21 protein-coding genes and 1 pseudogene are annotated in these 25,964 nt (G+C 55.3%); 11 read left to right on the plus strand and 11 right to left on the minus strand.

Annotated features, from left to right (window positions below):
* Positions 1 to 70: 70 nt before the first annotated feature.
* Positions 71 to 613 (plus strand): hypothetical protein, encoded by a 543-nt coding sequence (locus Poly41_RS04420; RefSeq protein ID WP_146524646.1) that lies wholly within the window; start codon positions 71 to 73, stop codon positions 611 to 613.
* A 553-nt stretch (positions 614 to 1,166) separates the two neighbouring features.
* On the opposite strand, the gene Poly41_RS04425 is transcribed toward Poly41_RS04420, so the two are convergent.
* Both Poly41_RS04425 and Poly41_RS04430 read right to left on the minus strand, forming a co-directional pair.
* On the minus strand, positions 1,167 to 1,514 hold the full coding sequence (locus tag Poly41_RS04425; RefSeq protein ID WP_197231059.1) for a glycosyl hydrolase family 28-related protein: 348 nt from the start codon (positions 1,512 to 1,514) through the stop codon (positions 1,167 to 1,169).
* 231 nt (positions 1,515 to 1,745) lie between these two features.
* Complete coding sequence (locus tag Poly41_RS04430; RefSeq protein WP_146524648.1) at positions 1,746 to 2,351, minus strand: hypothetical protein; 606 nt, start codon at positions 2,349 to 2,351, stop codon at positions 1,746 to 1,748.
* A gap of 271 nt (positions 2,352 to 2,622) precedes the next feature.
* Here Poly41_RS04430 and Poly41_RS04435 point away from each other — a divergent pair, with 271 nt between their 5' ends.
* On the plus strand, positions 2,623 to 2,928 hold the full coding sequence (locus Poly41_RS04435) for a hypothetical protein (protein ID WP_146524649.1): 306 nt from the start codon (positions 2,623 to 2,625) through the stop codon (positions 2,926 to 2,928).
* Between the two features lie 29 nt (positions 2,929 to 2,957).
* Here Poly41_RS04435 and Poly41_RS04440 read toward each other — a convergent pair whose 3' ends face one another.
* From Poly41_RS04440 to Poly41_RS04455, 4 genes are all read right to left on the minus strand, one after another.
* Positions 2,958 to 3,269: a hypothetical protein gene (locus Poly41_RS04440; RefSeq protein ID WP_146524650.1), complete on the minus strand. Its 312-nt coding sequence runs from the start codon at positions 3,267 to 3,269 to the stop codon at positions 2,958 to 2,960.
* Between the two features lie 98 nt (positions 3,270 to 3,367).
* On the minus strand, positions 3,368 to 6,793 hold the full coding sequence (locus Poly41_RS04445) for a glycoside hydrolase family 9 protein (protein WP_231615394.1): 3,426 nt from the start codon (positions 6,791 to 6,793) through the stop codon (positions 3,368 to 3,370).
* Positions 6,794 to 6,929: 136 nt separating this feature from the next.
* A complete protein-coding gene (locus tag Poly41_RS04450; protein WP_146524652.1) occupies positions 6,930 to 9,812 on the minus strand; it encodes a glycoside hydrolase family 5 protein in 2,883 nt (960 codons plus the stop codon).
* Between the two features lie 253 nt (positions 9,813 to 10,065).
* The gene (locus Poly41_RS04455; RefSeq protein WP_146524653.1) at positions 10,066 to 10,281 is read right to left on the minus strand and encodes a hypothetical protein; all 216 of its coding nucleotides are present in this window, start codon (positions 10,279 to 10,281) and stop codon (positions 10,066 to 10,068) included.
* Positions 10,282 to 10,674: 393 nt separating this feature from the next.
* On the opposite strand from Poly41_RS04455, the gene Poly41_RS04460 reads away from it, so the two are divergent.
* The gene (locus tag Poly41_RS04460) at positions 10,675 to 11,223 is read left to right on the plus strand and encodes a hypothetical protein (RefSeq protein WP_146524654.1); all 549 of its coding nucleotides are present in this window, start codon (positions 10,675 to 10,677) and stop codon (positions 11,221 to 11,223) included.
* A gap of 584 nt (positions 11,224 to 11,807) precedes the next feature.
* Here the strand turns inward: Poly41_RS04460 and Poly41_RS04465 are convergent.
* Together Poly41_RS04465 and Poly41_RS04470 are read right to left on the minus strand one after the other, a co-directional pair.
* On the minus strand, positions 11,808 to 13,934 hold the full coding sequence (locus Poly41_RS04465) for a glycoside hydrolase family 2 protein (protein ID WP_197231060.1): 2,127 nt from the start codon (positions 13,932 to 13,934) through the stop codon (positions 11,808 to 11,810).
* Between the two features lie 58 nt (positions 13,935 to 13,992).
* A complete protein-coding gene (locus tag Poly41_RS04470; RefSeq protein WP_146524656.1) occupies positions 13,993 to 15,333 on the minus strand; it encodes a class I mannose-6-phosphate isomerase in 1,341 nt (446 codons plus the stop codon).
* Between Poly41_RS04470 and Poly41_RS04475 the strand changes: the two genes are divergently transcribed.
* Positions 15,333 to 15,728 (plus strand): MFS transporter, encoded by a 396-nt coding sequence (locus tag Poly41_RS04475; protein ID WP_146524657.1) that lies wholly within the window; start codon positions 15,333 to 15,335, stop codon positions 15,726 to 15,728. The two genes, Poly41_RS04470 and Poly41_RS04475, sit on opposite strands and share 1 nt — an antisense overlap.
* 32 nt (positions 15,729 to 15,760) lie before the next feature.
* Here Poly41_RS04475 and Poly41_RS04480 read toward each other — a convergent pair whose 3' ends face one another.
* Both Poly41_RS04480 and Poly41_RS04485 read right to left on the minus strand, forming a co-directional pair.
* Positions 15,761 to 17,317, minus strand: a complete 1,557-nt coding sequence (locus tag Poly41_RS04480; protein ID WP_146524658.1) for a sialidase family protein — start codon at positions 17,315 to 17,317, stop codon at positions 15,761 to 15,763.
* Complete coding sequence (locus tag Poly41_RS04485; protein WP_146524659.1) at positions 17,314 to 17,811, minus strand: hypothetical protein; 498 nt, start codon at positions 17,809 to 17,811, stop codon at positions 17,314 to 17,316. Before Poly41_RS04485 ends, Poly41_RS04480 begins: the two co-directional genes overlap by 4 nt.
* Positions 17,812 to 17,829: 18 nt before the next feature.
* Here Poly41_RS04485 and Poly41_RS04490 point away from each other — a divergent pair, with 18 nt between their 5' ends.
* From Poly41_RS04490 to Poly41_RS04510, 5 genes and pseudogenes are all read left to right on the plus strand, one after another.
* Entirely contained in the window at positions 17,830 to 18,201 is a 372-nt protein-coding gene (locus tag Poly41_RS04490) for a hypothetical protein (RefSeq protein WP_146524660.1), read from the plus strand.
* Between the two features lie 824 nt (positions 18,202 to 19,025).
* Positions 19,026 to 19,175, plus strand: a pseudogene (locus tag Poly41_RS35600) (transposase); the annotation flags it as partial.
* A 110-nt stretch (positions 19,176 to 19,285) separates the two neighbouring features.
* Positions 19,286 to 19,840, plus strand: a complete 555-nt coding sequence (locus Poly41_RS35605; RefSeq protein ID WP_390621406.1) for a transposase — start codon at positions 19,286 to 19,288, stop codon at positions 19,838 to 19,840.
* The gene (locus tag Poly41_RS04505) at positions 19,777 to 20,334 is read left to right on the plus strand and encodes a transposase (protein ID WP_146524662.1); all 558 of its coding nucleotides are present in this window, start codon (positions 19,777 to 19,779) and stop codon (positions 20,332 to 20,334) included. Before Poly41_RS35605 ends, Poly41_RS04505 begins: the two co-directional genes overlap by 64 nt.
* A 283-nt stretch (positions 20,335 to 20,617) precedes the next feature.
* The gene (locus Poly41_RS04510) at positions 20,618 to 21,529 is read left to right on the plus strand and encodes a beta-propeller domain-containing protein (RefSeq protein ID WP_146524663.1); all 912 of its coding nucleotides are present in this window, start codon (positions 20,618 to 20,620) and stop codon (positions 21,527 to 21,529) included.
* Between the two features lie 275 nt (positions 21,530 to 21,804).
* Here the strand turns inward: Poly41_RS04510 and Poly41_RS04515 are convergent, their stop codons facing one another.
* Positions 21,805 to 22,311 carry a hypothetical protein gene (locus tag Poly41_RS04515; protein WP_146524664.1) on the minus strand — a complete coding sequence of 169 codons (507 nt, stop codon included), beginning with the start codon at positions 22,309 to 22,311 and terminating at the stop codon, positions 21,805 to 21,807.
* Between the two features lie 741 nt (positions 22,312 to 23,052).
* Between Poly41_RS04515 and Poly41_RS04520 the strand changes: the two genes are divergently transcribed.
* Positions 23,053 to 24,486 carry a hypothetical protein gene (locus tag Poly41_RS04520; protein WP_146524665.1) on the plus strand — a complete coding sequence of 478 codons (1,434 nt, stop codon included), beginning with the start codon at positions 23,053 to 23,055 and terminating at the stop codon, positions 24,484 to 24,486.
* Positions 24,487 to 24,850: 364 nt separating this feature from the next.
* Entirely contained in the window at positions 24,851 to 25,780 is a 930-nt protein-coding gene (locus Poly41_RS04525) for a DUF1254 domain-containing protein (protein WP_197231062.1), read from the plus strand.
* Positions 25,781 to 25,964: the final 184 nt, after the last annotated feature.

A 25,964-nucleotide genomic window follows, 5' to 3' on the forward strand; every position in this document is an offset into this window, starting at 1 on the left:
CATTCGCGGAAGTTGTGGTGAGAGCGAGTTGATCTGGCGGTGAGTGGCGGGATTCTCTATTTGGGGGTGCATGAGTGCTTCGGTTTTAGAATCTCAGTCGGTTGATGAACGTCTAAGGTCACTGACGACCTTGGTCGAGGAGCTGATGCAGGAAGTTAGCGACCTGCGATCAGAAAACGCGGATCTGCGACAGCAGGTCCGCGAGTTGCGATGCGACGTCGGGTATTGGAAAAGCATGCATGCCCGTGCCGTGCAGCGGCACACTCTGACTCAAGCGGAACTGGATCAATCCAAAGCCGAGGTTCGGCAACTCAAAGCGGAGCGTTTCGGTAAACAGTCCGAAAAGAAATCCAGCAAGGATCGGTCCAACGATCTGAGTGATCCTGACCAGCCGCCCAAACCCAAAAACCGACGTGGGCAACAACCCGGTCGTCCCGCTCCCAATCGACGAGACTACTCTCACTTGCCCGAGCGTGAGCAACTCATTGACTTGCCCGAGGACGCAAAAGTCTGTGCATGCTGCGGCGAGCCACTGGTAGGTCTCGGGCAAAGTGATCCCTGCGAGCAGATTGAAATCGAGACGATCCTTTACCGGACAATTGACTCGCAGTGAATGACGGCAGGTTGTGTAAGCTGGGTGACAACTCACGGTCGCGCTGCAGAGGTGCCATAGAGTGGGATAACGATCAGGTTGTCAGCTCGTGCCGGGCATTGATCCCAGTTCAGACGATTTGTATTCCCAGCGGATGCGTCTTCGATAATATGGTATGGATCGTTGGGAGGAGCTTTTCGGTGATCGGTCGTGGAAGCGAAGATCGACATCTGTGAACCCGCGCCAATTCTTACGGCGGGCTCTGATCTCGGGCCATTGCGGCAGATGTTGAAAATACCTCCGAGGACTTCGGTGCGTCCACCCTCAACGGTTTGAAACGCTGTTCCGCTCTTTTCGGTTTTGAATCCAAGCACCCAAAGATCGGAGCCGATGTTTTTCACTTCGGGCGCAGCCCGCTCCGGATTCAACTGCCGTGCCCAGACCTACTGGCCCGTCAGCTCAAGGCAGTTCCTATACGGGCCAAATTGATCCGTCGTGCAGACGTTCTCGACGAACAGCTTTCCGCCCGAAACCGAGTTGCGATAGAGCGCCGCCACCTGTACTTGCAAGTCGCTCAACACAACCGTGCGCGCGATACGTGATCGACCAGATAATGGGCTCCGAAGAACAGTTCAAAGGAGAACAGATCCTCGATGAGCAGCGGTCGATCAGACTCCCCGACCACGCGGAACGCGCCAAGCCCGTCTTCGTCCTGCAAGCGGGGACCGGCCAACAGATCGACATACATGAAATTCAGACGTTCGACAGTCGGCGGAACTTCAATGGTTCCATTGATCAAATAGGTTCCTGGCTGGAAGAACACAACGGGCTTGCCAGACCGGCACGCGTCCTGGATCGCGTCGGTGTCGTCGGTCACACCGTCCCCCGTGGCGCCGCACTCGTTGACTGAAACCGTCTTCAAAAATGATCTCTGCGTTCGCTTGCGCGACGAGACTTGCCATCCAGACGCCAACCAAAATCGGCGTTGTCAATTTTTTACGTGTTCGCATTAGTAGTCCTTTGAGCTGGATGACGTTGTTGTACAAGTCAAGCGGAGGCATCATTCTCTGTTCGACGCTCACCCAAACTCGGGTGGTGTTGGGACTTGCTGAGAGCCAACGCCACTTGCGTCTTTGAGTTGCCAAGGACGGGCTCAATTTCCATCAGTCGAAGACTCATCAATTGTCGGAACGACGGTGCCCTTCCACTCCCGCCATTTTGTTCCGCCAGAAGAGTCCTCACGCAGTGACTTGTAGAAGCTGATCCATCCGCCGTTGCGTGTCCGTGACCAAATAGGGATGTCGGTCCAGAAGTAGCCGATCAACATTTCGTTGTCGGATTGCGGTTCGACAATGCTTTGGATGGCCGAATCGAGCTCGGCAAGAAACCGGGGGTCGAAAACATCCTTATAGGCAAACTGCGAATCGGGTTTCCATACGCAGACGGGAACGAGATTGATGCCTTTTGTGTAGGGATAACGCTTCCAAATCCATCGCGGTCCCTGGTAGCAACCGGCATTGAATCCCCACGACCTGATTTGTTTGACAACAGCGTCGTAGTCCTTCGATGACATGTTGTGGAAATGGTTGATTCCGAGAGCCCGGTAGCCATGTCCTTCGGGCGTGACCAGGAAGTGACGACCGTCCAAATGCTCAAGCCGAAAAAAACCAGTAGCCTCAGCCTTGATCGTTCTGATACCGCCGTACTGATCGAAAGCCGGTTCGTCACCAAATCCCAAGGTTGGAACGGAGACAAGCATGAGTGCAGTCAGGAACGTTGAAAGCTCTCGGGAAGGCTACGTCGCAAAACGGTGGCACCAACCAGAGTCCATAGACTGAAATTTCATTGGCGTTCCACAGTCAAGAAGAAGCAGAGCAGAAGGCACCGACGCATCAACATATTACTCGTTGACTCGGTCGCTGTCACGGCTCGGGTCCTTTTGCGGAGAATTCGGCACACTTGCGTTGAATCGTCCTCGCAATCGAGTGCCGTTGTGTCTTATAAAATGCGGGCTTTTTCTCAAGAAGTGAATGGCGCTGGTTGCGAAGATCCAATGGCACGCAAGCCAGTTGTTCCCGCGCGTCGAATTCATCGCGGCCAACAAGCATACGTTCTGGGCGGTTGACAAGGCCTTCGAGACGGCCGAGGAGGTCTACGCCGAGTTCAAGAACACGCCCGAGGGACGACGATTCACACCTCGGGCGACCTTTCACGATACAGGGCGAGCAGACGTCCACTGGGCCGAAAGCCGCACGATCACCACGTTCGATCGCGTCGTGTGTCGCGACGCTCGCACCGATCAACTGCTCTGGAGCCACAACGTCGGCCCCCACTGAACGGAACCGGCGTTGGAACAAGGACAGGTCTACGTGCCGACCGTCAGGTACTGGTCGTACATACGAGCCGCTGCTGTTTGCGTTTGGCATTGGTAACACAATGTCTTTGGGTATTCGGAGACAGGCCAACTGATCGCATGGTCGACGATCATGATGGGCTCTCCTGTGCTGCGATGTATTTCATCAAAATAGCTTTGATCGAACGACGATTCTTGCTTGCCCTGTCCGCTGAAGGGACCGAACTCTTGGCCATCCTGAACAGAAATCTCATCGGTGTATTTGGCCGCTGCTGCCAGTACCGCTTGCGGATGATCGTGTGATTTGAATTTTTCAGCTAACACCAACGCTCCGTGGTCTTAAGTCGGGTGAGGCCGAACGATAATTCCCTGAGCCTTGTGCCAGGTTTCGGCATCCAATCCTGGCGCGTCCCGACGTCCCCCTACCGCCCGCTGCGCGCGGCTAGGTAGGCGAAGTAGTATCCTGTCGGGCCGATCGACTGATGGACGGTGTACTCGCTCATCTCGGGCCAGCCGGCCGTATCGATGTGGAACTCGGAGGCCGGCCAGTTCTCGGCCGGTGGGACGAGGTTCTTCCCCAACACCCAGGTCTTCACCCAGTCGGGGACCTTGGTTGGGTCGTGCGGGCCATAGATCGTGATGCCGCGCGGTGCCGGGTCGCCAGTCCGCATGGTGTCGCAGTGCAGCGGGGCGCGCGGATAGTCGTGGCCCAGGCCGGTGGTCATCGTGGCATTGACCGGATTGGCGCCGACGGTGTACTGCGTGGCGGCCACGGCCCCGGCCAGGTACTTGGCGTCGCCGGTCAAGTGGTGTACACGGGTAAGCACAGGGCCAACGATCGTCTCGGGTGTGGTGAAGTAGCCGACGAATCCCATCATCGGAAGCTGCGGCACGCGGGTTGTGGTGTTGAAGCCATTGCGGCAGCCCACCTCGAGCGCCTGCTCGGCCGAGACGATCAGGGCCTCGCGAGCTTTCTGCATTAGCGCCGTGTCGCCAACATCGTCTGGAAGGTTGGCATAGGTGAACGTGGCGTCGAGCTGCTCCGCCGGATCGCCGCCGACTATCGCCGAACACTCCAGAAACGCTGCATGGAACGTGTCGTCGCCGGTCAACCGCCATAGCTCGACAGCCGCCAGGGCACGCGGCTCGGCGATCGTCTCTTCGGTGGTACCCTTCACGCGGCCGCCGCGCGAGCGGACCTGGTCAATCACGTCAAGGTTTTCATCGGCCCACTGCCATGCTCGCTGTGCGGATTCGGCGAAGGTGTCGGCCATCTTCTTATCGTAGCGACGCAACAGCCCGGCGGCCTTGGCGGCCGCGGCAGCGTGGCGGTAGCTGCTAACCGGGTCGGGCGCATAGACGCCGACCAGCAGCGATTCCTGCCAGCTCGTTTCGCCGGGCCTGGGATGTGCCGTCGACTCGACGCCACCGCCAACGCCGCCATCGTCGTCTTGCAGCCGCCGGTAGAAGTCGATGTTCCACAGCGCCTCGTCCAACAGGTCGGGCAAGTGGTTGTTGGCCTCCTTGGTCGGCAGGGCCAGGTTCGCTTTTTCGAAGAACGTCGGGAACATCTCCAGTAGTTCGAGCTGCAGGTAACTGACCCGGAGATGTAACGATCGGCGATCCCAGTCGCCAGCGTCCATATAGCCCCCCCAGGCCTGGTCGTTTCGAGCCAGCGACGACGCATCGAGCTTCGTCCCCAGCAGCCGACCAAGCGACTCTCTGACCACGTCCGATTCGCCGTCGAGCACCGTGCGATCGAGCCGGAACACCTTGCTGCCGTCCGCCGGATGGAACGGCCGCGGGCGACGATAGTCGGTCACCGGTGGTCCCAACGCGATTCCGCTACGATGGCACAGCAGGCCGTGCATCGATGTCTCGAATGCCCGCAGCCACACGTCGTCGGCGATCCGCAACGGATAGCTCACGCCGACGTTAGGAAAGAGCACGCGATAGGTGCCCGGCGTGGTGAAGTCGGAGAAGTCGAGGTGGTAGACGTTCGTGCGGTTGTGGTTTTTTTCGGGCCGCATCCGTTCGACCTGCTCGGCGGGTACAGCTAGACGAACGTCGCCCTGATAGACCGATTGGCCCGACTCGGCATCGATCAACTCGAAGCGCTGGACGTCGTAGGCCAGCTCGCCCCCCGTCCCCAGCCACACCGACAGATACGCCCGCTTCAGCGGATCGTCGGGCCGAAAACCGACATGCGAAACGTGGACCGCCTCACTGCGAACGTTGTGCGGCTGGTGTGTGTAAGTCACTTGAGGCTGACGAGTGTTGATGCCGTGCAGCTCGATCGTATAAGGAGTGCCCTCCTGGAGTGGCTCGGCAAGCTTCAAATAGACGACGTGTCGGATCGGCGCTTGACCGTTGTCGGCTCGATCGAGTGGCTTGCTCTTGCGAAACACATCGGTTGGCTGGACAGCCTTGCCGGGCTCGTCGGTGATGCCAATGCGATAGGCGGCCGGTTCGGTCAACGTCTCGCTGGTGATCGCCTGACCTTCCAGCCGCGATTCGGTGGTGATGGTCCGGCCCTGGTCGACCAGCAGGCCCAGCCGTTTCAGATTGCCGCTTTCGTCGTCCTTGCGCCACACGCTACGGGCAGACGACATTGCCGGTCGACCATCCTCCCAGGCCAAGTACGTGTGGTCCTTCTTCTCGACACGGATCTCGTCGTCCGGCTGGGCCTGGTACGGGACCTGGCCGCCGGGGATGCGTCGTTTCTCTTGGATAGTCACTGCAAGGATGTTCGGAGCCACAGCGCAAACTTGCTGCAGCTCTGGTCCGTCCGCGGGATGCTCAGCGCCCTCGCGGAGCATCCTCGCTCGGGCCTCTTCCTCGCGACGCGATTGCTCTTGCTTGCGGGCTATCTCCTGGTTGACCTTTGCCACTTTGGCCGCACGCTGCGCAAGCAACTCGGTATTGGGCTTGGCCAGCGTGATCTCACGGATCAGGATGTCCAGTGGCGAGCCGCTCCAGTCGCCGATTAGTAGTTGGCTCTGGATCATCGACGTGTCGAACGACCGATCGACCTCGTCGGTCGCGGCGGGCGAGACGGCCCAGCCATCGTTGGGCATCAACGGCGTGAATTCGCTGGTTGACGCCTTGCTCAGGTCGTAGCTGAATTCGCGTTTAACGCCGCCGGCATCCTGCAGGATCAGCTTCAGCGTTGACGCCCGGTTCTGGGTGCCTCGTTTGACGACCATCACCGGGCAGTCGGCGCCGCAGTTGGACAGATCAGCCGCCACGTTGTAGCCAGCTCCGCCACGCCCGTTTTCCGCCACAATGTGGGCTACGCCGCCAGCGACTTTGACGTGTTCCTGAAACGATCCGAACGCATAGCCGATCGGCATGGCAAACGTGTTGAGCACACCATCGATGGCCGGGTCGAGCGCCCCCTCAATCTTCAGATCAGCCAGCCAGACCTTGCCCTGACCCTCGAAGGTCAGGTTGAGAAAGATCATCCCGACGTCGGTCGGGACAGAGACCGATTGGTTGCCCGATTGCCAGTCGCCTGGTCCGTTGGCCACCAGGATGGGTTTCGAGCCGCCCTGGCCGCCGATCAGGTTGAGAGCTAGCGACGCGATCTTGACTTGCCCCGCCACCTTGACCCGGGCAGATACGGTAATCTTTCTGTTCGAGTTGGTCAGCAAGGCGCGACCCAGTGCCCCGTCGGTCGGCTCGGTTGAGAAATCCAATAGCATGGCCGCTTTGCCGCCGGATGCTTCTCCGCCGGGCAGGATTTCGGCCTTGCCCGACTTGATCTCGGGCTTGCCCCAGAACTTGCCGAAGTCGACCTGCTCGGCCCCGGTCGCCGAGCAGGCAATGGAGGCCTGGGTTGTGAACATGACCAACGCCGAAAGAAACCGTATCGCTCGCATCACTTGTCCTCGTTGGATGTTTTAAAAAACACACCACTGTAACGGGTCATTTTTTTTGGTGGAAACGCGTTCTTTGTCACAAGGTGATATGCACGGTGACGCCTCATTGTCCGTACTCGATCAGATAATACGGTGAACCGTCTCGCGCAGTATCAACTTGGAAACGGCCGTTTTCGATTGTTAACGTCTGGCCTGTTCTTGATCCACCATGATCGAGGATATGAATTGTCGGAGATCCTTCACGTTTGAGTTGAATGTCCGCGACAACGGGTTCCATAACGATTGGGCCATCGGGTTTGTTACCTCGTGTATTTCCGAGACTCATCAAGTAACAGTCATTCAAAACGACCATCCCCTCGTTACGGGCACGAGCAATCGCTGTCAATAGGATCCCTTCGTCCTTTGCGATGGTACCGTGTGGCGATTGAGCGCTTAGGTACACTGCCGCAAAGCGGCTACGAGGCGTGATCTGTGTATCCGCCATGGGAATCACCCGATCTTTTGCAAACCCAATCACTGCCTGTGTCCCTGGTGTGCTGATCGCAATATGCCCATCCTGCGCGTGCTTGCCCGGTGTCCAAAGCAATTCACGTGTCGTCGAAAGCAGGTGTCCCTTCCGCTTGTGCTCGGATAGGTCAAAGTGATCCGTAGCTTCAAACTCACCTGAAAAACGGACGGTCCCACGTGCGACGGCTAGCGACTCGGCGGAAAAGACCTCGCTATCGAAAGTCTTCTCGTCCCATTCTTGACGGACAAATTCGTCAAATCCAATCTGCTGCTGATCGAGCGAAGGAATGTGTACGTTGCGATGGTGGTTCACCATTGATTCCTTAACATCACCCCTCAGCACTTGCCGAGAAACAGCGGGGAAGACGCCAATGAACTGTGGTGCGGTTACGTCCCAGCTATGCCCTCCGATGATGCTGCTGAATGTGCCGTCGTCAGCGTTTTGGAAGGCGTAGGAAACGTCCCAGCCCTGCAAACCCATTCCATAGGCCCCAATAATTGCCGGCCCCTCGACGCCCCATTCATTCGGCAAGACGTGAATCCACTCCGACAGCATAAATGGACGGTCGGTAACCTGTTGCAGCGAAGAGGACAGACTGCCCGATCCCGGCACTGCCAGCATCGAGGCACTTCGAAACGGCCCCAACCCACGCCCTCCGCCAAAGTAATTGTGCCGATCGATCGTTCCGATGCGATAGTCCGAATGCAAGTTGTAAAAATGGCTCGTCATCCGACCAGCTTGCCAATTCGAAGCAATCAGTTCGCCTTCATAGCCTGCCTCGCGAATCGCATTCGCGTAGCGATCATAGACATTGTTTTGCAACTCGTACAAGAACGCCATCGTATCAAGCAACCGACGCTGCGCGTCTTGCTGCGAAGTGTTCAGATTCGTTGGATCAAAGAACCAAGGATTGCCAGCAGGGTAGATTCGATTCTCGCTCCAGTTCTCATCTTGCGGTAGCTTTTGATTCTTCAGCAAACCATGGTTGAGTGCTTTGTCGCCCCAAGCCTGCAGGAATGCAGCTTCCGTTTCATATTTATGTTTCAGCCATTCGGCAAACATCTCCCCACCGCGTTTTCGCAGTGTCGGGCTCTTGGCCATCACACTCGTTACGCCACCGAATAGGGCGCTGTCTTCGTTGTAAAGCTCAACATAGGCAATTGCGGTTTCTTGGGCATAGGTTTGACCTGTGTAAGGATTGGTGTGTCGCAGCAGGGTCGCGACCTGGTCGATCAGCAAATCCTGTAACTCCGTCGACAAATAGAGACTGCCATGCTTTGCGCTGACACGATTGTTTTGCAGCGGGCCGAATTCATCCATGTAAGGAACCCGTCCGCGATCGCCCGGACCAACATCAACAATGAACACCGGTGACAGCTTCGTGTAGATCCCACGCTCTTTCAATGCGGCGACATAATAGTCCATTCGATCAAGTCCCTCAGGATCGAACTCAGCAGCGCTTTCTTTTGTCAAGATTCCGGCCCATCCGGTCCCATCCGCGTACTTGTGCAAGCGAACGGTGTTGACACCCATCGCAGCATAAAAATCGGCCCGCTTGTCAGCCAGCTCTTTTTCAGGAGCGCAAGCGGAGTATGAATTATTCAGTCCCCAGAGCTTGATGGGTTTGCCGTTGTACACGAGCTTGTCACCATGACGCTTGATGCGGCCGTGTTTGCCCGCCGGTTTCTCGAGCCAGGATTGCATGTTCCACTCGCTGTCCAAAGCAATCGGGCTTGGTGGGTCAAAACGGTACCAGTGGGTCATGTCGACAAGCGATTGCGCCGCATCCATACCAGCTACAAATTGCATGGACTTGGGGAGTTGAATGCGAAATGCAAGTTTTTGGACAACGCCTTCCTTGATCCCATCTTTGGCAATCGTGATGCGAGCTTGCCGATCGGCAGCAATCGATGTGGGCTGTTCAAACATCAAGTGAGTTTTGTCGCCTGCCGCATCAATCAGCTCAAGCTTTACCACTTGTTCACCAAGGTCAACTCGGCCCAGTGGCAAGCGATGCGTTACATTGGTGCCGTCATGTTGAGTCACAACGACGCTGCCCCCATCAAACGCGACCCCGGGGTTGAGGCCGAACTGCGCAATGACTAATTCCGAATCGCCACCGGGCTTCATCACGGCTTCGAAACGTAGTTGATCTTTCGCAGGCGATGACCAAGCTCCTACGATGGTAAACGGTGTTTGCGTTTCCTCGATGACATTTTCAAATGAAAACCGAGCAACGTCGCCGTCCTCGCTAACGCTCTTCTCGCGTTTAACGCTTGACCAACCGGGCCCCCAATCATAGTAGTTGATTCCAAAATACTCGGTCGTTCGATCAAGCACAGACAGATCACCGGACTTTGGATTCACAACGCTTAGCAGTTCGGCTTGGGCCGATAGGGTGATGAGCCAAAAGACGTTGATAGAAGTCAGAAAGATAAAACGCTTGGCCAGACAAGGCTTGAGTTGATTGACAAACATGGTTTTATGGGGAGAGCGATGGATGGCTTGGGTAGGAAATCGAATTCTGAGGGAGCGCTCGCCATTTTAGCATCATTCTGATCAATTCTGTTTGCAAGGCCGATAACTTTATTTGGTCGCTTGCTACTCCAATAATGGTCGCTTCTACATGTTTGCCCAGATGATTCATGGCATTGGGGCTAGATTACGTGACGCAAGCCAAAGTCCGGCTACTTTTAAACTTTGTCAACCAAGAACGTTCTTCTCAATCGTTCTATTTGACATGCAGGGTGACGCCGAGGTTATTGTAACCGCTCGAAGGCTCCCAGATGCTTGCACCGTTCCGCTTGCTCGCTAAGCGGATGCTGTAGTCTGGGTTATTGCGGATGGAGTCGATCGGATCTGGCAGGTTCAACAGCCAGATAGAAATGGACCTCACACTGATTCCGATCAAGTCAAAGGCGGAGTTCCATCGAAGAAATTGCCCCATTTGTCCAGCCCGCGTTGGTCGCAAAACAAAATGCCAATGCGTGGGCATTAAGCTGTAAGAAAAAAATTCAACAGCATACCGCCCAAGCCCCTTGGCCAGCGTGCGCTCCAATGCTTCGTAGTCTATGGTTCGTTCTAAGATCTATCGCTCTACATTGCCACGGTATTACCACGGCTCAGAGCGTGATAAAATGCAACCGCTTCATCTGCACGGTTCGGTCGCGGCATCCGATTACCTTGTCGCAATGGCAAATTCAAACATCAACAAGCTAGTACAGCCAACATCATTCCCTACCTAGACGCCCCCCTACCCCTTTTCAGACAAAGCGTAGCATCGCCGTCTGTCGTCGTATCGGCTACGCGTGTCCCATAAGAGCCAAAGGAAAGTCGTTCGATGAAAACATGCACGCAATATTTGGCTGTTGCCAATTGCCTTCTGGTCGTTAGCCTGGTTGCCACTGCGCCAGCGGCAGCAGACGAACTCCAGAACGCTGTCAAGGACAACCAGGGGGCGAACCTCCAGGATGGCTGGCTCGCCGTTGAGTCGTTTGAAGACCTGCCGCCGATCGAGCGCAACGCCCTTCAGGCACGCCGTGCCCTGGTCCAAAGCAATCTCTACATGCGGGGTTGGCTGAAAAAGGTAGATCCGGCCTCGGGCCTGATCCCCGAGAACTTAGCGCGCGGCATCGACCGCTGGAACGGGCGGAACAACGCCGCCGACAACTATGCGTTCATGGTTCTCACCGCAGCCCTCACGGATCGCCATCGAATGCGGAACGAACTGCGTGACATGCTGATCAACGAGCAGCGACTGACCAATCGTGTCGATCGGCTTGGAGATGCCTACAAGTTCTCGACGCAGGCTTTCGAGCATGAGTTTGTCGACATGGACCGGATCATCTTCGACAACTCCGAGTATCTCAAAGACGGTCTGATGCCATGAAGCGCAGTTGCCATCAACAGGTTTGAGTTAAACGAATGCAATTCCTGCGGAAGCGGTTCAGGAGTTCCAAATTCTCGTTGGAGTGGCTCTTCCGCTGAGGCCACCGAAGCAGCAGCAACAAGAATGAGTGCAAGGCTTGTGGCGATAAGTCTCATGGGTTTCAGTTCCTGTTGTGTTTGGTGTCGTTGCCGTCGCCAGACGGTTGATATGTCGGGATTTCCAAGCTCTGGCGAGCGAACCCCTTCGGCCGCGACTCGATCGATGCTGGGTGTCTGGAGCAGATCGCTGCCGTAGGCACTGATCGCGCTGGTGGCGTGATCATCGCTCATACCGAGTAGAATGTTCGGCTTGTCACCGGCGATCGTTACCGAAACGCCAGAAATGGTGATGCCGAATATTTAAACAGCCTTGAAGAGGTTCATGGTGATTGATTTGCACTTATGAATGGATGGGAGTTGTAAACGGGACAGCGCCACTTTGGAGCCGAAACGTCGTAAATGCAAGCTCGAAGCGCAAGCGAGTGGGGGGGGGTGACGTAAGTGGCTCACTCGCTTGCGCTTCGAGCTTGTATGAAGATGAAAGCACTAACTGTCGTTTTTGATGATGCGGAACGGACGACGCGAAGTGACGGTTTCGCCGCTGGCGTCTTGATACTCCGCCACCAATTCGTATTCGCCTTGTTCGGATGGAAACTCCATCTCCAAGGACTGAATCTGTTGACCGAATGCTGCGACGACGGGGCGGAAACTCTGCTGAGTCAACACATCATTGCCGCGAACCAGTTTGACAACGATCTCGTTTGTGAATTCGCTTGGCAAATCGTTCGTGACATAGAGCTTGAATTTCTTGGTCCCACCAGCGGACATCTCGGATTGCCAGAAATCCAGCATGAGTCCTATTGGGGCGAAGGCATCCTTCACTCGCTGCTCGAATAGCGGATCCATCTTCAAAGCCTCGACATCCAAGAAGTGATCACTGGTCGCTCCGCCTTCGGGACGTGGAATATCGCCGGGACGTGAATAACCGAGCACCGTGAAATGCAGCACGCCGGCACACTTGCGTTTCGCTCGCCAAAACTCGGTCAGCGCTGCCAGGTATCGAGCGTAGATTTCACGACGTTCCGCGACAGTTGAGTTCGATCCCAGCAAATCTTTGTAGACTTTCTGTGTCAAACAAGTAGGATTGCCGTCGCGCGTCAACCAAAGCCATGCATACTCGTTGATGATAATCGCATGCTCGTTGACGTTTTGATTTTGGTAAACCTTTGGGGTGCCATCCAGTTTGGCGAGATCACTCAACTTGAACGGTTTGTTACCCCACTCGACGGCACTAAACAGATACGGATGCGATTCGAGACAGTCAGATTTTGATTGGGCTTCTCCCCAGCCGTTGTCCCAAGGGCGATTGGAAAGGTCCAACCTGCGAACCTGCATCAACGCTTTACCAGTTTGGTCCGTTTCACTCTCGTTTTGTGCATCCCAAATCACGACGCAGGGATGGTTCCAACGCTCCCGCATCCAATCGACGTACTGGGGAACAATGTGTTCCGTTTTGGGTGATTCGGGTGGTTTCGCACCTGGGTTCAATGTCCAAATCGGAAACTCATCTTGAATCAAAATCCCTTCTTCATCTGCAATGTCGTACCAAAATTCGGGTGGGAATCCGATGCAATAGCGTAGCGAATTCCAGTGCATCGTTTTGCATTTCCTATGCAGATCGCGAACCCACTGCTCTCGCCACGGTAAGTCACCTCGCGCCGAATCTTCGAAGAATCGCAGAAGCGTGATGTTGCTGCCTCGCATGTAGTAAGGCTTGCCATTTAGCATCGCTCGCTTGGTGACTGGGTCGAAATGAAACGACCGCATTCCAAAGCGTGACTTCGCTGCGTCTCCGTCTGTTTTTATTGTGACTTGATACAAGAATGGATCTTCGGGCGACCACAAATGACAATTGGGAATCGGGATGGTCATCGTGACTTTGCCGTCGTCATTCAGGCCGGACGCTGTAGCGGTTCCGACCGGTTCGTCTGCCGACGCGGTTGTCACTTCGGCTGAAACATCGACATCAGGATCGTCCGCTTCAATTTCCGCAACGATGGTGACTTGCCGAGCATCGATGTCGGGGACGACTTGGACGTTGCGAACGTAAGGTTTTCCCGTCAGAATCAGTTCGACTGAATCGTAAATTCCTGGGATGTAGCGATACTTTTCAAAATCCCAGCCGTTCGGGCGGTCCTGTGGTAATGATTCACGATCGGCACCGACTCGAATCACAATTTCATTCTCTTGTCCGCCCCCTTTCAATACGCTTTTGACGTCAAAGTAACCGGGCGTGAACGACGGCGGATGCTCCGCGATCATTTCTCCGTTAACCCAGATCTTGCTGCCGTATTTCGCTTTATGCAGTTTCAATATCGAAACCGCCGGGATGTCGCCTTTGATGGTAAAACTCTGGCGATACCAAAACGCTTCGCGTAGATCGCTTTTGATACCGACTTTGTCAAACGCAGGCTTCGCCATGTCGACCAGCCCAGGAACAGGCACGGCGTGGTCGAACGATTCCGGACGGTCACTCATCGTTCCTTGCGCAACTTCCCATTCGCCATCAAGCGAAACGTTCTGACGAGGTCCTGATGGTTTCAGTGATGCCGAAACAGGTTCAAAGATCACAAACAATAAACAGAAAATCAAAAACAGATTTAGGAATTTCATGAGGTAGGTTCCTACGCAGGTGAGGTGGGAAGGAATTCGCCGCTCTGACGCTAGCCAGCTAAGTTCCGCTTTCCGAAGCGGGGCGGCTGTAGTCGTCATCATATCGACTGATCTCGAGTACCATACTTTCGGCACCCGAGCAGTGAACCGTTCCGGCGGGGATCAAAAAGTGATCGTGCTTTTTTGCAGGGATGCAGTTAGCATAGCGGTCGGCGTCAAACGCCGCGCCGCCCGCTTGAGCAGACTCTAAATCCGCAATCATCTGGTCGGGATCAATCCCGTCTTTCAGTCCCAAATAGACACACGCATCCGGACCAGCATCGAGCATGTAATAGCTTTCGTCTTGCGTATAGTGCATCCCAAACGTGTTTTGAATGTACTCGGTAAGTGGATGGACTTGGAACGATAAATTACCGCCGCCGATTGTGTCCAAAAAGTCGAATCGAATTGGGAATGCCGCCTCAGAACGTCCATGGACGGCATCACCCAATAGAGACACCGGTTGATCGAGAACCAAATCCATTGCCGGCAACTCAATCGTCTGGTCGCCCATCGAAAGTAGTAAACTGTTCTCTTCGGGAACACAATCGAAACACCATCCAAAGTTCGATTGGTCACGATCAAGATCACAGAACTGCTTCATCCATTGGCCCCCCCGGGGTGCCGGATCGAAAAAGGGGACGACACGAAATGGACGGTGTGCCGAAACACTCAATCCGCGGCGGACGGCGTCACCGTCGGCCAGCTTTGGCTCATTGGCGATGGTTGTATCAAGCAAGAAATCCCAACTACTGATAAGCGGTTTCTTCCAACGGTCGCAGACTCGCCAATCGACAAAGAACGCTCGTTTGTACTGAACTTTAATGTCGGCGGATCGATTTTTCACTCCTAAATTATCCGCTTCGCCACGCCGATAGCGAAGCTGTCCTTCCCACCGAGGCATGTCGGCATACACCAACACGTCGTGCTCGACCATGCTGGCACCGCAACCGACGATCAACACGATTCCACTTTCGACTTTTGCAACTTGGCGTCGTAGCCGTTCGACTTTTTCAGCGTCAAAAAACTCGGCAAGCGTCAAACCCGACAGGAACCCGAACACGGGATCGTCGCCACCGAGAAAGGGGGCGACCAGCGAATCGATCGCCTCTGGCGTTTTCATTGCCTCTTCAACATTGCCCGCCATCGCGACCTTCAGCCGTGACCGCAACTCACGGCTGATTGTGCCGACATCGACGCCAGTGTAACAGTCGATTGCGACGACGGTTTTGTTGCCGTCTCGCCGCGAAATTGTATCACGCAAGCGATCTGCGATAGCGTCCCATCCCTTTACGACAGCGTCCTTTGAGTCGGGAACTGCCACAGATGGGAATTTGTTGTAGTTAGATTTCCTCGTCAATGGATTCTCTCGTTTGTTGTGTTGCACTTTTCATCGACCAACCACTCAGCAGCCGCCAAAGCGACAGTGGGCTAATTGTTCTCTTGCCGATCTTGCTATTCATCGCTTGCTTTGCCTTCTCTCTAGGGCCGCTGACGTGGATTGTGATTTCTGAGATTTTTCCCAATCGAGTGCGAGGGCGAGCGATGTCGGTGGGAACGTTTGCTGTGTGGGGCGGCTGCTTGTTAGTCGCACAAACGTTTCCATGGCTACTTGAAAAAGCGGGGCCCGCATTCACGTTTTGGCTCTACGCGGTGTTAGTATTCCCCGCAATCCCACTCACGATTTGGCTTCTACCTGAGACAAAGGGAAGAACGCTTGAAGACATTGAAAACGGTTGGCGCAAGCACGCATGAGTGTGGACCAGCAAAATACAATCCAATGCAAGCTAGAAGCTTACGCCACGTTTCCATTTCCAAATACCAAAGCAAGTACCGGCCACCCACGCTTCCCGCGTTCGGGGATGCACCCGTACCCAGACGCCTTCACACCCGCCATCGCGTGGCTGAAGATCCAAAGGAGTGCGACGTGTTAATACCTCCCAATTCTGTCCGGCATCTACCGAACGGATCACGGCCGCATTGGACAAAAAAGTGTTGCGACGGGACACCGCGTACAGGATAGCTGGGTCGATGGGATCGACCGCAACGGAACGGATACCGACCGTGCACTGTTGGTCCTTGGGAAGATTGGTGAATGTACTCCAGGACTTGCCATCCCAGACGACCAGTTGTCGCGAGGTGGCTGCGTAAACTCGGCTGCGCAGATGATCCACGGCCAAGTCCACAATCCGTCCCGGAGCCTCAGCCAAGGTCTGCCACGTGCGCCCACTGTCGGCCGAAGTCACCACAGTTCGTTCACCCTTCACGCCATGCAACGTGCCATCGGATCCAGCCGATGCGGTGAACACGGCATCGCAGTCATTCATTGCCAGCCATGACCGCCCGCCATCTTCGCTGCGCAAATTCGAAACAAAGGCCACCTCGGGCCGGCGCGGGTCGCCGCATGCTACAGCGGGGCCGACGAGTTGCTGTTGAGTGTGCAGCCAGGTTTCTCCGCCGTCACGTGACAGGGCCAAGGTTCGAGGGCCGTGCCAGCGACTGGTGCTGCCCACCGCCAGAACGTCGGGCGAGAGTGCGTAGGCTCCGTAACTGTGCCCGCCCCAGCGCTGGCCTGAAACGTTGGTGTATCGCCATGTGTCGCCGCCATCGTCGCTGACCGCGCCGTTGTAGTCCTGCGAGCCCACAAACAACAGTTCTGGGTGATGGACATTAAAATTGAAGCTATCTCCCACGAGAATCCCGGTGTAACCGTTGGCGTGCCAGGCGAATCGCTCGCCGCGATTGGTACTGCGATTGATCCAGTCTCCGCCGAAGGAGAATGCAACCGATGCATCGGTCGGGTGCCAAGCAAAGAGGGTCTTGCGCGGGTTGTAGGGCAAGAAAGCGTCACTCGAATCGAGCTGGACCTGGTGCCACGCGCGGCCTTCGTCGTGTGAAAAATAGCGAGGCCAGTCATATTTTCCCCCGTCGGCCCAAAGCAGCAGAGAGTCGGGACTCACAGGACTTGCTGTGATCTGATGCAAAGTCTTGCCCTGGGGTAATCCAGTGCTAGAGATTTTCTGAAAGCTTCGTGCGCTATCGCGTGAGACATAGACGCTATCCCCAGAGGTCATCAGTACCCGGTCGGAACGCTTGGACACGACGGTGACGGAGGTGCCGTTCGATTCAAAGGCAATGATATAGATGAATCGATTCACAGCAATTGTGGTTGCCACCTTCATTCCAGGTTGACCGGCGGTCGACACCTGTTTGTAGAAATGGTATCCCGGCAGCACTTCAAAGCTGCCGTCTTCATGCACGCGGATTGCGGCGGCGTCGTTCGCTTCGCCGTTCTTCCAATGGGCATTGCGATGAATACCAGCCCACGGTATGTAGCCGTTCACTTTGGCCGTGTAGATATTGCTCGTCCCAGCACAAATAGGGGGGCGTAACCGTAGTTTTGAAAGTAGTGCCAACAGCTGGTTTCACCAGGAGTAATGCCGACATTTCGCAATCCTTCTTTGTCGAGATAGGGACGAAGGAGTTTAACGAATTGTACAACATACTGTGGCGGCCAATACGCATTGTAGTCCCAGCCAAAATCACTCTCGTTCCATTTGTCCATGCTATAGCCGCCATGCACAGGAAAGTCGTAGGGTTTGTCGCCCTGATTGTGCAACGACACATAGCCCACTGGCAAACCGTCATTCCTTAAAAATTTGATCCAGTCTGTCATGTAGCCAGCAAGCTTTGCAAATTGGTCAGGATCAAGATCGCGGGCGCGCATTTCCTTTTTCTTGGTGGCCCAGGTTGGAACGCCATAAGCTGTCGTAACGATCTGCAGATCGCTACCGGGCTGTCGCGTCATCTTCAATCCATGGTGGACGAAATCACGCATCCATCGAGTCGTTGTGGCGTGATCGTACTTACCATTTCCAAGTGGTTCGTGAATCGGATCGAGGAACATTTTAACGAGTCCGACTTTCAGTCCATCCTCACCAAAAATGAGCTGCAAAATGGAATCGCGAATGCCTTCCAGAAAATTCGGGTGTTCCGCTGCGCCTGCCTTTTCGAGCGTGACCGTTTCGCGGTAAATGCCGGGATAGACGTGAATGACGCTTCCAGGCAGCGCGAGTTTGACAGCGGCAGAAATGGTTTTGAATGGCTTCTCGATGCTCCGCTACTGGTTCTGCTAGCGCTAGCCATTTTCCCAGCCAAAGAACTCCACAATTTATCTTGGAATTACCGACGTCGTAAGCTCAGCGTTCGAGACGTTCCGACTCGCTGAGTCTTCCTCGCTCGCGACGGACTCAAAGCTTAACTGACCGTCGTCTAGCAGGACGATCGGTGACCTCGATGCCCAGCTGTGCTGATTCAGAGTCGTTTTGCGCAGACAGACCCAGCGACTGCGCCAACGATGCCTCATAGCTGATACACGCTGTCACACCAAAGAGGACCAGATGTGCGAAACCGCCCACCGTCTTTGATCTCGACAACCTGTTTCGTTTCATTCCTCAAAACTGAATGAACGAAGATCCCAGTCCCCTAGCCCGACAGCAATCCGACAGCCCTCTGTGTCAACATCAACAGTAATACGATGGCAAACAGGAGAACCGCCATCCAAAACACACCCTCTCGATGACTTGGTGACCAGCGTTTGACGTTCATTGACATCGCCCCTTCAACCGGAATTTTACTTTCATCAAACCCACCTTCCGCGCCACCCTTGTTCCTCTGCACATGTCGTTCCACCCCCAATGCAAACGAGACGGCGTTCTATTTACTAGCGGCATACCGATCGCGTGAAGGACACCGTTGTGCCTCTCGGGACGTGCGATTCATAAGTTGCGGAACTGTTTTGCCCACACCGAGCGGGATGCCTCGATCTGCGTGTCACAATGATGCTTGCTAATGGACTGAATGGATCTTGGGCTTTACGCCAACGGCGTTGTATTCCAAAGCCTAGCTGGACAGCGGCACTTTATGAGCAGCAAGGCTTTAGCCCGGATATTGCATCCGCTGATTGCGCAGCCCCTATAGCGCGAAAGCCTTAGTTCCGGTATGTATTGGAGTTACGACACTTCATACACCACGAACCCAAGGCTTTCGGCAATGACAAAGCGTACACGAAAACGACCTGTACTGAAACGGCTCCGACGACAAGCTGTTGAGCTCGATTTCGATGGCGGAACGCTCACCTCCGACGGAGGCCTCGTGCTGCTGCGAGAGGTCGACCGTAGGCTCGATCTGATTCGCCGCATTGACGAAGCGATTCCCGAGTTGCCGCCGGACGCACTCCCGCACAAAACAATTACGAGGACGAACATCAGCCACTCGCAAGTCCCTCGACGCACAGCCGGTTTGAAAATCGAATCGACTCCAAGGCAATTTTTGAATTACACGAAGTCCTTGTCGATACTTTCCTGGACAGTTTTGAAGAACCTCCTGAAGAGATTATTCTTGACTACGACGCTACCGACGACACCATCCACGGCGAGCAAGACAAACGATACTTCAACGGGCTCTATGACAGCTATTGCTTTCTTCCGTTGTATGTTTTTTGCGGCGACCAAATCCTCGTTTCATACCTTCGTCCCAGCAGTGTAGGGGCGGCCCATCACGCTCGCGGAATTACCAAACTATTGGTTGCCAAGATCCGATCGCGATGGCCTGATGTACGGATCACCCTACGCGGCGACAGTGGATTTGCGATCGAACGATTGATGCGTTGGTGCGACAAGAACGATGTTAGCTATGTATTTGGTTTGCAGAAAAACAGCGTTTTGATCCGGCAAATCGCGTGCGAAATGACACGAGCCCGCATCAAGCAGTCTTGTTTTGGCACCAAGCAAGCGTTCTTCAAATGGCTCCGCTATCGAACGACAAAGAGTTCGGATCGCCATCGCTGGCCAATCAGTTTCGGTTGATGCTTTCGTCGTTCGCTTATGTGCTGATGGATGGTCTGCGGCGTTTGGGTTTGTCCGCCAGCGAGCACGCACGCTGGCGTGTCGACACGATTCGTCTGAAGTTGATGAAGATTGCTGCGCGGGTTCGCGTGACGGCACGACGCGTGGTGTTTCATCTATCGAGTCACAGCCCAAGCCCGCCGCCAACGTCCATCGACGCGAAGCAGCAGAACATCGCATCCGAATTGCGAATTGCGATGCTTCAAGAAGCAGCCAATCAAGAGCCGGCCGTCAATGCCGAGCGGAGTGAAGAATCCCAAGTCGATCTACTCAAACAGATCGATGTCGTTATCGCTCAACAGAAGAACACCACTTCGACACTTCAGGACATTCAGAGTAAGCAAATCGAGTTGAATACGGAACTCGGACGGTTGGCCAACAAGCAACTCGGCGAGGGGCCGCCCTATTCGATCTTGATGCTCAAGCAATTGAAACCGTTCGGGCCTCTCGCGTAATTCGATTTTGTTTTGTTCTCAAAAAGCCACCGAGACGATGGAAGAAAGATGGAAAGGGAAGGCAGCCACCCCATCCGAGTCGCATCGATCCTCTCGGTTCCCCCATCAGTCACCTTCTAATCCTAAAAGATCGACCCGCGTCACCGGTAACCCACGTGAAATTCAGTTTGTGCCACCCCTAAACGAGCCGATCGCTGTTCGTCACCCGGTTTCTTTGTTAGCTTTTGGATTGTTGGGGCGCGCCAAATTCGCTGATTTAAAACGGAACAACGGGAAGATTAAGATGAATCGACTTGCAGTCATCACCATGCTATGGACAGCACACATCGCGTGTGCTCAGGACATGCCGAAGCAGAGCGTTTTTGGTGGTCTCGAGAACATGGTGCTTTCGACGGGCTCCCGCAGAATACGGCTGATGGACCAAACTGGGGAGATCAAATGGTCCTACCCCGCCGGCAATGCGCACGACTGTTGGATGTTGCCCAACGGTAACGTCTTGTTTGCCGATGGTGAGATCAAAGAGGTCAACCCTGAAACGAACGCTATCGTGTGGCAATACAAGTCTCAAAAGACGCGGGGTGGCGGTGCTTTTTCCTGCCAACGATTGCCGGGCGGCTTGACGCTCGTAGGCGAAAACTCCACAGGCCGAATCTTGGAGATTGACCAGGACGGAAAAATTGTCTTTCAGATGCAAGTTCAGCCGTACCGCGAGGGGGATCACCATAACCTCCGAATGGTCCGCAAACTGAACAACGGCAACTACCTTGTTTGCCACTCGGGAGCGCATGTCGTCCGCGAACACACGCCCCAAGGAGAGGTCGTCTTCGAGGCCAAAGTCGATAACATCGCTTTCTCTGCGGTTCGGCTCGACAACGGAAACACCCTGACGGGACACATCGATCAGATCACCGAATTCGATCCCCACGGAAAGGAGGTCTGGAAGTTATCCAATAAAGAGATTGAGGGCGTGGTCATCGGCTCGATGTGTGATGTCCACGTCCTGCCGAACGGCCACATCGCCGTGGGTGTCTACCAAGCCTATCAAGAAGATGGGCGTGGTAATGGACTCTTTGAGATTACACGCGACAAGCATTTGGTGTGGCGTTATTCCAATCCGAACGAAGACAAAAACATGATGGGCATCCAGGTACTTGACGCGACCGGAAAGCCACTACAAGGCACTCCGTTGAGATGAGCCCCGACGCATCGGTGCAGCACCAATCGTTGACCACGCGAAAGAGGAGAGTGGATTGGCCCTAGTATTCCGCCGCAACTCAATTTTCGGGAGGGCGGTTTCCTACCGGCCACACTCTCAAGTGATTTGGCCGGTGGGAACCGGCCCTACTCCGAACGCCTGCTCGCAATTCAAGCTGAGTCGGAATACTAGTGGTGCGTCAAGATCAAGAATTGGGGTTAAGGGGTCGGGACGTCGGGTTAACTGGCCTTAACTGGACACGATGGGCTCGAACGCTAGCCGCGTTTGTGTGGCGCAACCAATCCGCTTCCGTCCGGGTTGCCGTCTCCCGAGTTCGGTGCGGGACCGAATAGTTCGCCGTCGCCGACCGAGCCGGGCAGCGTGTCGAAGCCGCTTCCGTCCGGTATGCCATCCCCGGCGTTCGGAGCGGGGCCGGGCATCGCGTCGACAGCCGGCAAAATCGGATCCTCGGAATCTTCCGCCACCATCGCGAGATCAACGGCCACCGGTTCCATGCGCTCGGCGACGGCGACATCGGCTCCACCTTTCCATCCCATTCCGGGACGTTCGTGTGCCCCCGGAGACTGACCGACTCGATCGGATTTTCTAGCGTGACACTGTGTCTCAGGTGGATTGACGATCTCCACGACGTTTGCCGACTCCGCATCGGTGGCCGGTAGTCCGGCAGCTAGATCAGCGGCCACGTCACCGGCGAGCAGACGACGCGTCTCCAGTGATTGGCAAGCCAGTTTCCGGCAGCTTCGTTTTCGATCTGATTTCATCTCAATCTCCTCCGTAATGAATAGCTTGTGACGAGAACAACAATCTAAACCCGCAGCAACAAACTGACGGGTTTGAAAAAGCGCGCAATTTCTTCACACCTCCACCGGCATCGTCGTGCAAATATTTCTCACACGAAGTCACCGTCGCACGTCGGACTCCCCAAATTCCCCGGCAACAACAATCTGACCCGGTTGGTTGATCGTTCCCCGTGCCCTTAACCAAGCAATCCCTGCACATCGCGTTCCAAATGCCCGATGGGTTCTGAAGAGAAGCATCCGACCGAACAACGCGAGCGACGCATTCGGTCCTTCTTGCCTTGCAGCCGACGGTCCGTGATTCGGATCTTGACCATCCTTCATGGACAAAACGACGCACACTCATTGCGCGAGTGGCGCATGTGAGTCGGCAACCCTACAAGCACGCGGCGCCAGGGAGTGCATCGAAACCAAAATTCATCCGCCTCAAGTTTGCGTGGGGGATTTTCCTTAGCATGACTCGGGTATTCCCGGTTCAAAACAAAGCGACCATTGGTAGTGCGCATTCTTAGCCTCGACTGGAACCTGAGACATTGATTCACGAATCAATCATCCGGCGGAGCCGAACCTACGCTCACGGCACCGAGGAGTGAACTCACGGCTGCGGTGGGAAACGTCGCCAGCGGGACACGATAGAATAGGGCAGTGCGACGAGCCGTGTTGTGCTCGCCGTGAGCGTCTAAATGTTAACCGAGAGTGTCCGAAATGAACCCGCACCGTGCATCCTCCATCCAGGATCGGCGAGATTTTCTTCGCATGTCTGCCTGGGGCGCCGCCGCGACGGCAGTCACAGGTATGGGGATATCCCGTTTAGAGTCAGCCGAAACGCCCGATCTCGTGTCGCCCGCTCAACTGCCGACCCGGCCAGCAAGCATCAAAGTGCTGATGCCGCGCGATCGAGTGCCGCTGTCGTTCATCATTGATGATTCAACGTGCTTGGTGAACATGGGGCACTTTTGCAATCCTCAGTTCGCGGCCGCCTGGCCAAACCGCGCCGAGTATCAAAAACCGTGGAGATCATGGCCGCGTGAGATCCCCGATGGCTTTGTCCGCCAATTCGGCGAGTGGTGTGCCGATCAGGGGGTGAAAGGCAAATACAGCATCGTCCCCAATCCTGCCTGTGTCGGCTGGCTTGATCGCGAATTGCCCGGTTGGTCGCGAGCCGAATTGCAGTCCAGCTTGAAACTTGTCCGCGAGTTGATGGTCCCCAACTGGGACATTCATCCCGAGATGATCACGCACACTCGCGTGATCAATCTGAAGACCGGCAAACCGATGGCGGAGATCAATGCGGCAACCATGGAGAATTCGTATCCACAGGAGCAAAAGAGTGTGGACGAATTGGCGGCCTATCTGGCCTATGCACTTCGCATCTTGAAGAACTGTGGTCTACCCTGCGAAGGAATCACCACTCCCGGGGGATTTGGTAACTCGGTGAAAAGCGAATTGCCGCTCGCGGTCGACCAGGCGGTTCGCGACGTGTATGGCATCGACCTGCCGCACTATTTCAAGTATGCGAACTCTGGTGACCAAAGTACCGAGCCCAAGCTCGAACATTTGCGCGGCGTGGGAACCGACGACGTGCGGTTAACCGTACACGTTCCGGCGGGAACGGGCGATTGGTTTGGCGGTTGGCAGGGCGATTCCCTCTCTGAACCCGATCGCTATTGCGATGCCGAGGCGACCCGCGGCCGAATGGTCGAACTGATCCAGCGGCGGCAACCAGCGGTCATGCTCTGTCATTGGCCGGGGATGTACAGTAACGGCAGCGAAGAAGGGTTCCGTTCGTTCAAGCGAGTCGTTCAATCGTTGGCATCGCGATTCGCCGACGACACGATCTGGATGAAGGTCAGCGAGATTGGCCGCTACTGGGCCGCCAAACAATTGACCGAGATTAGCCGTGACGGTAACCGGTTGACGCTCACCGCACCCTTTGCCGCGGAAAGATACACATTGCAGGTTAACGGCGCGTCGGGACCTGTGAGCATCGAGCAGGGAACCGATCGCACGATGCTGCGAGAGGCGACCCGTCGATCGACGTTGGATGCAGGGACATGGATCGCTAATGAACGAAACCTTGTCGCTTGTTTCGACTTGCCGAAGGGGACGAGCGAGGTCGTGCTGGGAGCGACTTCCTAGTATTCCGACTCAGCTTGAATTGCGAGTAGGCGTTCGGAGTAGGGCCGGTACCCACCGGCCAAATCACTTGAGAGTGTAGCCAGTAGGAAACGGCCCTTCCCGAAAACTGAGCTGCGGCGGAATACTAGCCCGTTCCACTTGCCGCCCGCAGACAACCCTTCTGCGACGACCCACCTTCGGTAGATGTAGTCGGTGCTAGGGAAAGCAAGAGCATTTTTCGGCTTTGCTTTCCGCCGAACGAATGACAAACGTTATACTCCGTGCCATCAACTTTACCAAGCTGATCAAATCAGGCACTTTGAATACACGCAAAGGCCGCACTCAGCGGCGAAGCACGATCCGACATCCAATGAAAATGAATTCAATGAAATACTCACCCGAACAAAGGCTCTGGACATCCGTCCTCATCGGTGTGATGGGTTTAGCCGGCAGCGGTTCAGCGTTCGCCCAAGTCTCTCAAGAAACCCTCGAATCGATCGCCATCCCTGATGAGGTCGAGACACCGATCGGAACGCTGGAGTTCTTCGACGGCGTGCCGAACGACGCTACCATCGACAAGCTCTACGACAATCTCTATCGGATGCGGGCTGTCGAGGTTTATCTCAACAACCAGGGCGCTGCATCGCTCAATGCCATGCGGAAAGGCAATGCAAGCATCGGTGCGGATGCGTCCAACAAGGTCACGATTTCCGAGCAACTCCTTCAACCCGCATCGCTCTACCTCACGGGCAACACTTCCACCTTGTATGCCCTGACCTATCTCGACCTGAAAACCGAAGGTCCGCTGGTCGTCGAACTTCCGCCCGGCATGCTGGGATTCCTCGATGACGCTTGGTTCCGCTTCATCGACAACCTCGGCGTGATCGGCCCGGACAAGGGCCAGGGTGGCAAGTATTTGCTGCTTCCTCCGGACTACAGCGGAGACGAGCCCGAGGGCTATTTCATCGTCAAGCTGCCCACCTACAACAACCTGATGTTCCTGCGTGGTTCGATTGCGAAGGGACTCGCGCCGGCCGTGGAGAATATTAGATCGAAGCTCCGGATCTACCCACTCGCGAAGGCGGACAACCCTCCTGCCACCGAGTTCATTAACATGTCCGGTAAGAGCTACAGCACGATCGTCACCCGTGACATTCGTTTTTTCGAGGACCTCAACGAGCTGGTGCAAGTTGAACCCCTCGATGCAACCGGACCGGAGATGCGAGGCCAATTGGCGGCGATCGGCATCGTTAAGGACAAGCCCTTTCGCCCTGATGCCCGCATGAAGGCAGTTGGAAGCCACCGGGCATCGTGAAGGCAAGATAAACAAGATCCACTACATAAGTTATCACGCGGTTTGATTTTTTGTTGTGGTGATTTTACGTGGCTGTGGCTTCCAGTCGCAGTCTCTTTTGATCTGGGGCTGGAAGCCACAGCCACGTTTGCGGGCCCGCCGCCTTAAGGTAAAACCGATGAATACCGTAATGACGTACCAACCT

This window comes from Novipirellula artificiosorum (genome assembly GCF_007860135.1).
Classification (GTDB): Bacteria; Planctomycetota; Planctomycetia; order Pirellulales; family Pirellulaceae; genus Novipirellula_A; species Novipirellula_A artificiosorum.

What these genes read in the sequence shown, in the direction of transcription:
- Poly41_RS04420 (WP_146524646.1), top strand. Translation starts at nt 71, where the DNA reads ATGAGTGCTTCGGTTTTAGAATCTCAGTCGGTTGATGAACGTCTAAGG.
- Poly41_RS04430 (WP_146524648.1), bottom strand. Translation starts at nt 2,351, where the DNA reads ATGCTTGTCTCCGTTCCAACCTTGGGATTTGGTGACGAACCGGCTTTC.
- Poly41_RS04435 (WP_146524649.1), top strand. Translation starts at nt 2,623, where the DNA reads ATGGCGCTGGTTGCGAAGATCCAATGGCACGCAAGCCAGTTGTTCCCG.
- Poly41_RS04445 (WP_231615394.1), bottom strand. Translation starts at nt 6,793, where the DNA reads ATGTTCACAACCCAGGCCTCCATTGCCTGCTCGGCGACCGGGGCCGAG.
- Poly41_RS04450 (WP_146524652.1), bottom strand. Translation starts at nt 9,812, where the DNA reads ATGTTTGTCAATCAACTCAAGCCTTGTCTGGCCAAGCGTTTTATCTTT.
- Poly41_RS04455 (WP_146524653.1), bottom strand. Translation starts at nt 10,281, where the DNA reads ATGGGGCAATTTCTTCGATGGAACTCCGCCTTTGACTTGATCGGAATC.
- Poly41_RS04460 (WP_146524654.1), top strand. Translation starts at nt 10,675, where the DNA reads ATGAAAACATGCACGCAATATTTGGCTGTTGCCAATTGCCTTCTGGTC.
- Poly41_RS04465 (WP_197231060.1), bottom strand. Translation starts at nt 13,934, where the DNA reads ATGAAATTCCTAAATCTGTTTTTGATTTTCTGTTTATTGTTTGTGATC.
- Poly41_RS04475 (WP_146524657.1), top strand. Translation starts at nt 15,333, where the DNA reads ATGGATTCTCTCGTTTGTTGTGTTGCACTTTTCATCGACCAACCACTC.
- Poly41_RS04485 (WP_146524659.1), bottom strand. Translation starts at nt 17,811, where the DNA reads ATGCGTGATTTCGTCCACCATGGATTGAAGATGACGCGACAGCCCGGT.
- Poly41_RS04505 (WP_146524662.1), top strand. Translation starts at nt 19,777, where the DNA reads ATGGCTCCGCTATCGAACGACAAAGAGTTCGGATCGCCATCGCTGGCC.
- Poly41_RS04510 (WP_146524663.1), top strand. Translation starts at nt 20,618, where the DNA reads ATGAATCGACTTGCAGTCATCACCATGCTATGGACAGCACACATCGCG.
- Poly41_RS04515 (WP_146524664.1), bottom strand. Translation starts at nt 22,311, where the DNA reads ATGAAATCAGATCGAAAACGAAGCTGCCGGAAACTGGCTTGCCAATCA.
- Poly41_RS04520 (WP_146524665.1), top strand. Translation starts at nt 23,053, where the DNA reads ATGAACCCGCACCGTGCATCCTCCATCCAGGATCGGCGAGATTTTCTT.
- Poly41_RS04525 (WP_197231062.1), top strand. Translation starts at nt 24,851, where the DNA reads ATGAAATACTCACCCGAACAAAGGCTCTGGACATCCGTCCTCATCGGT.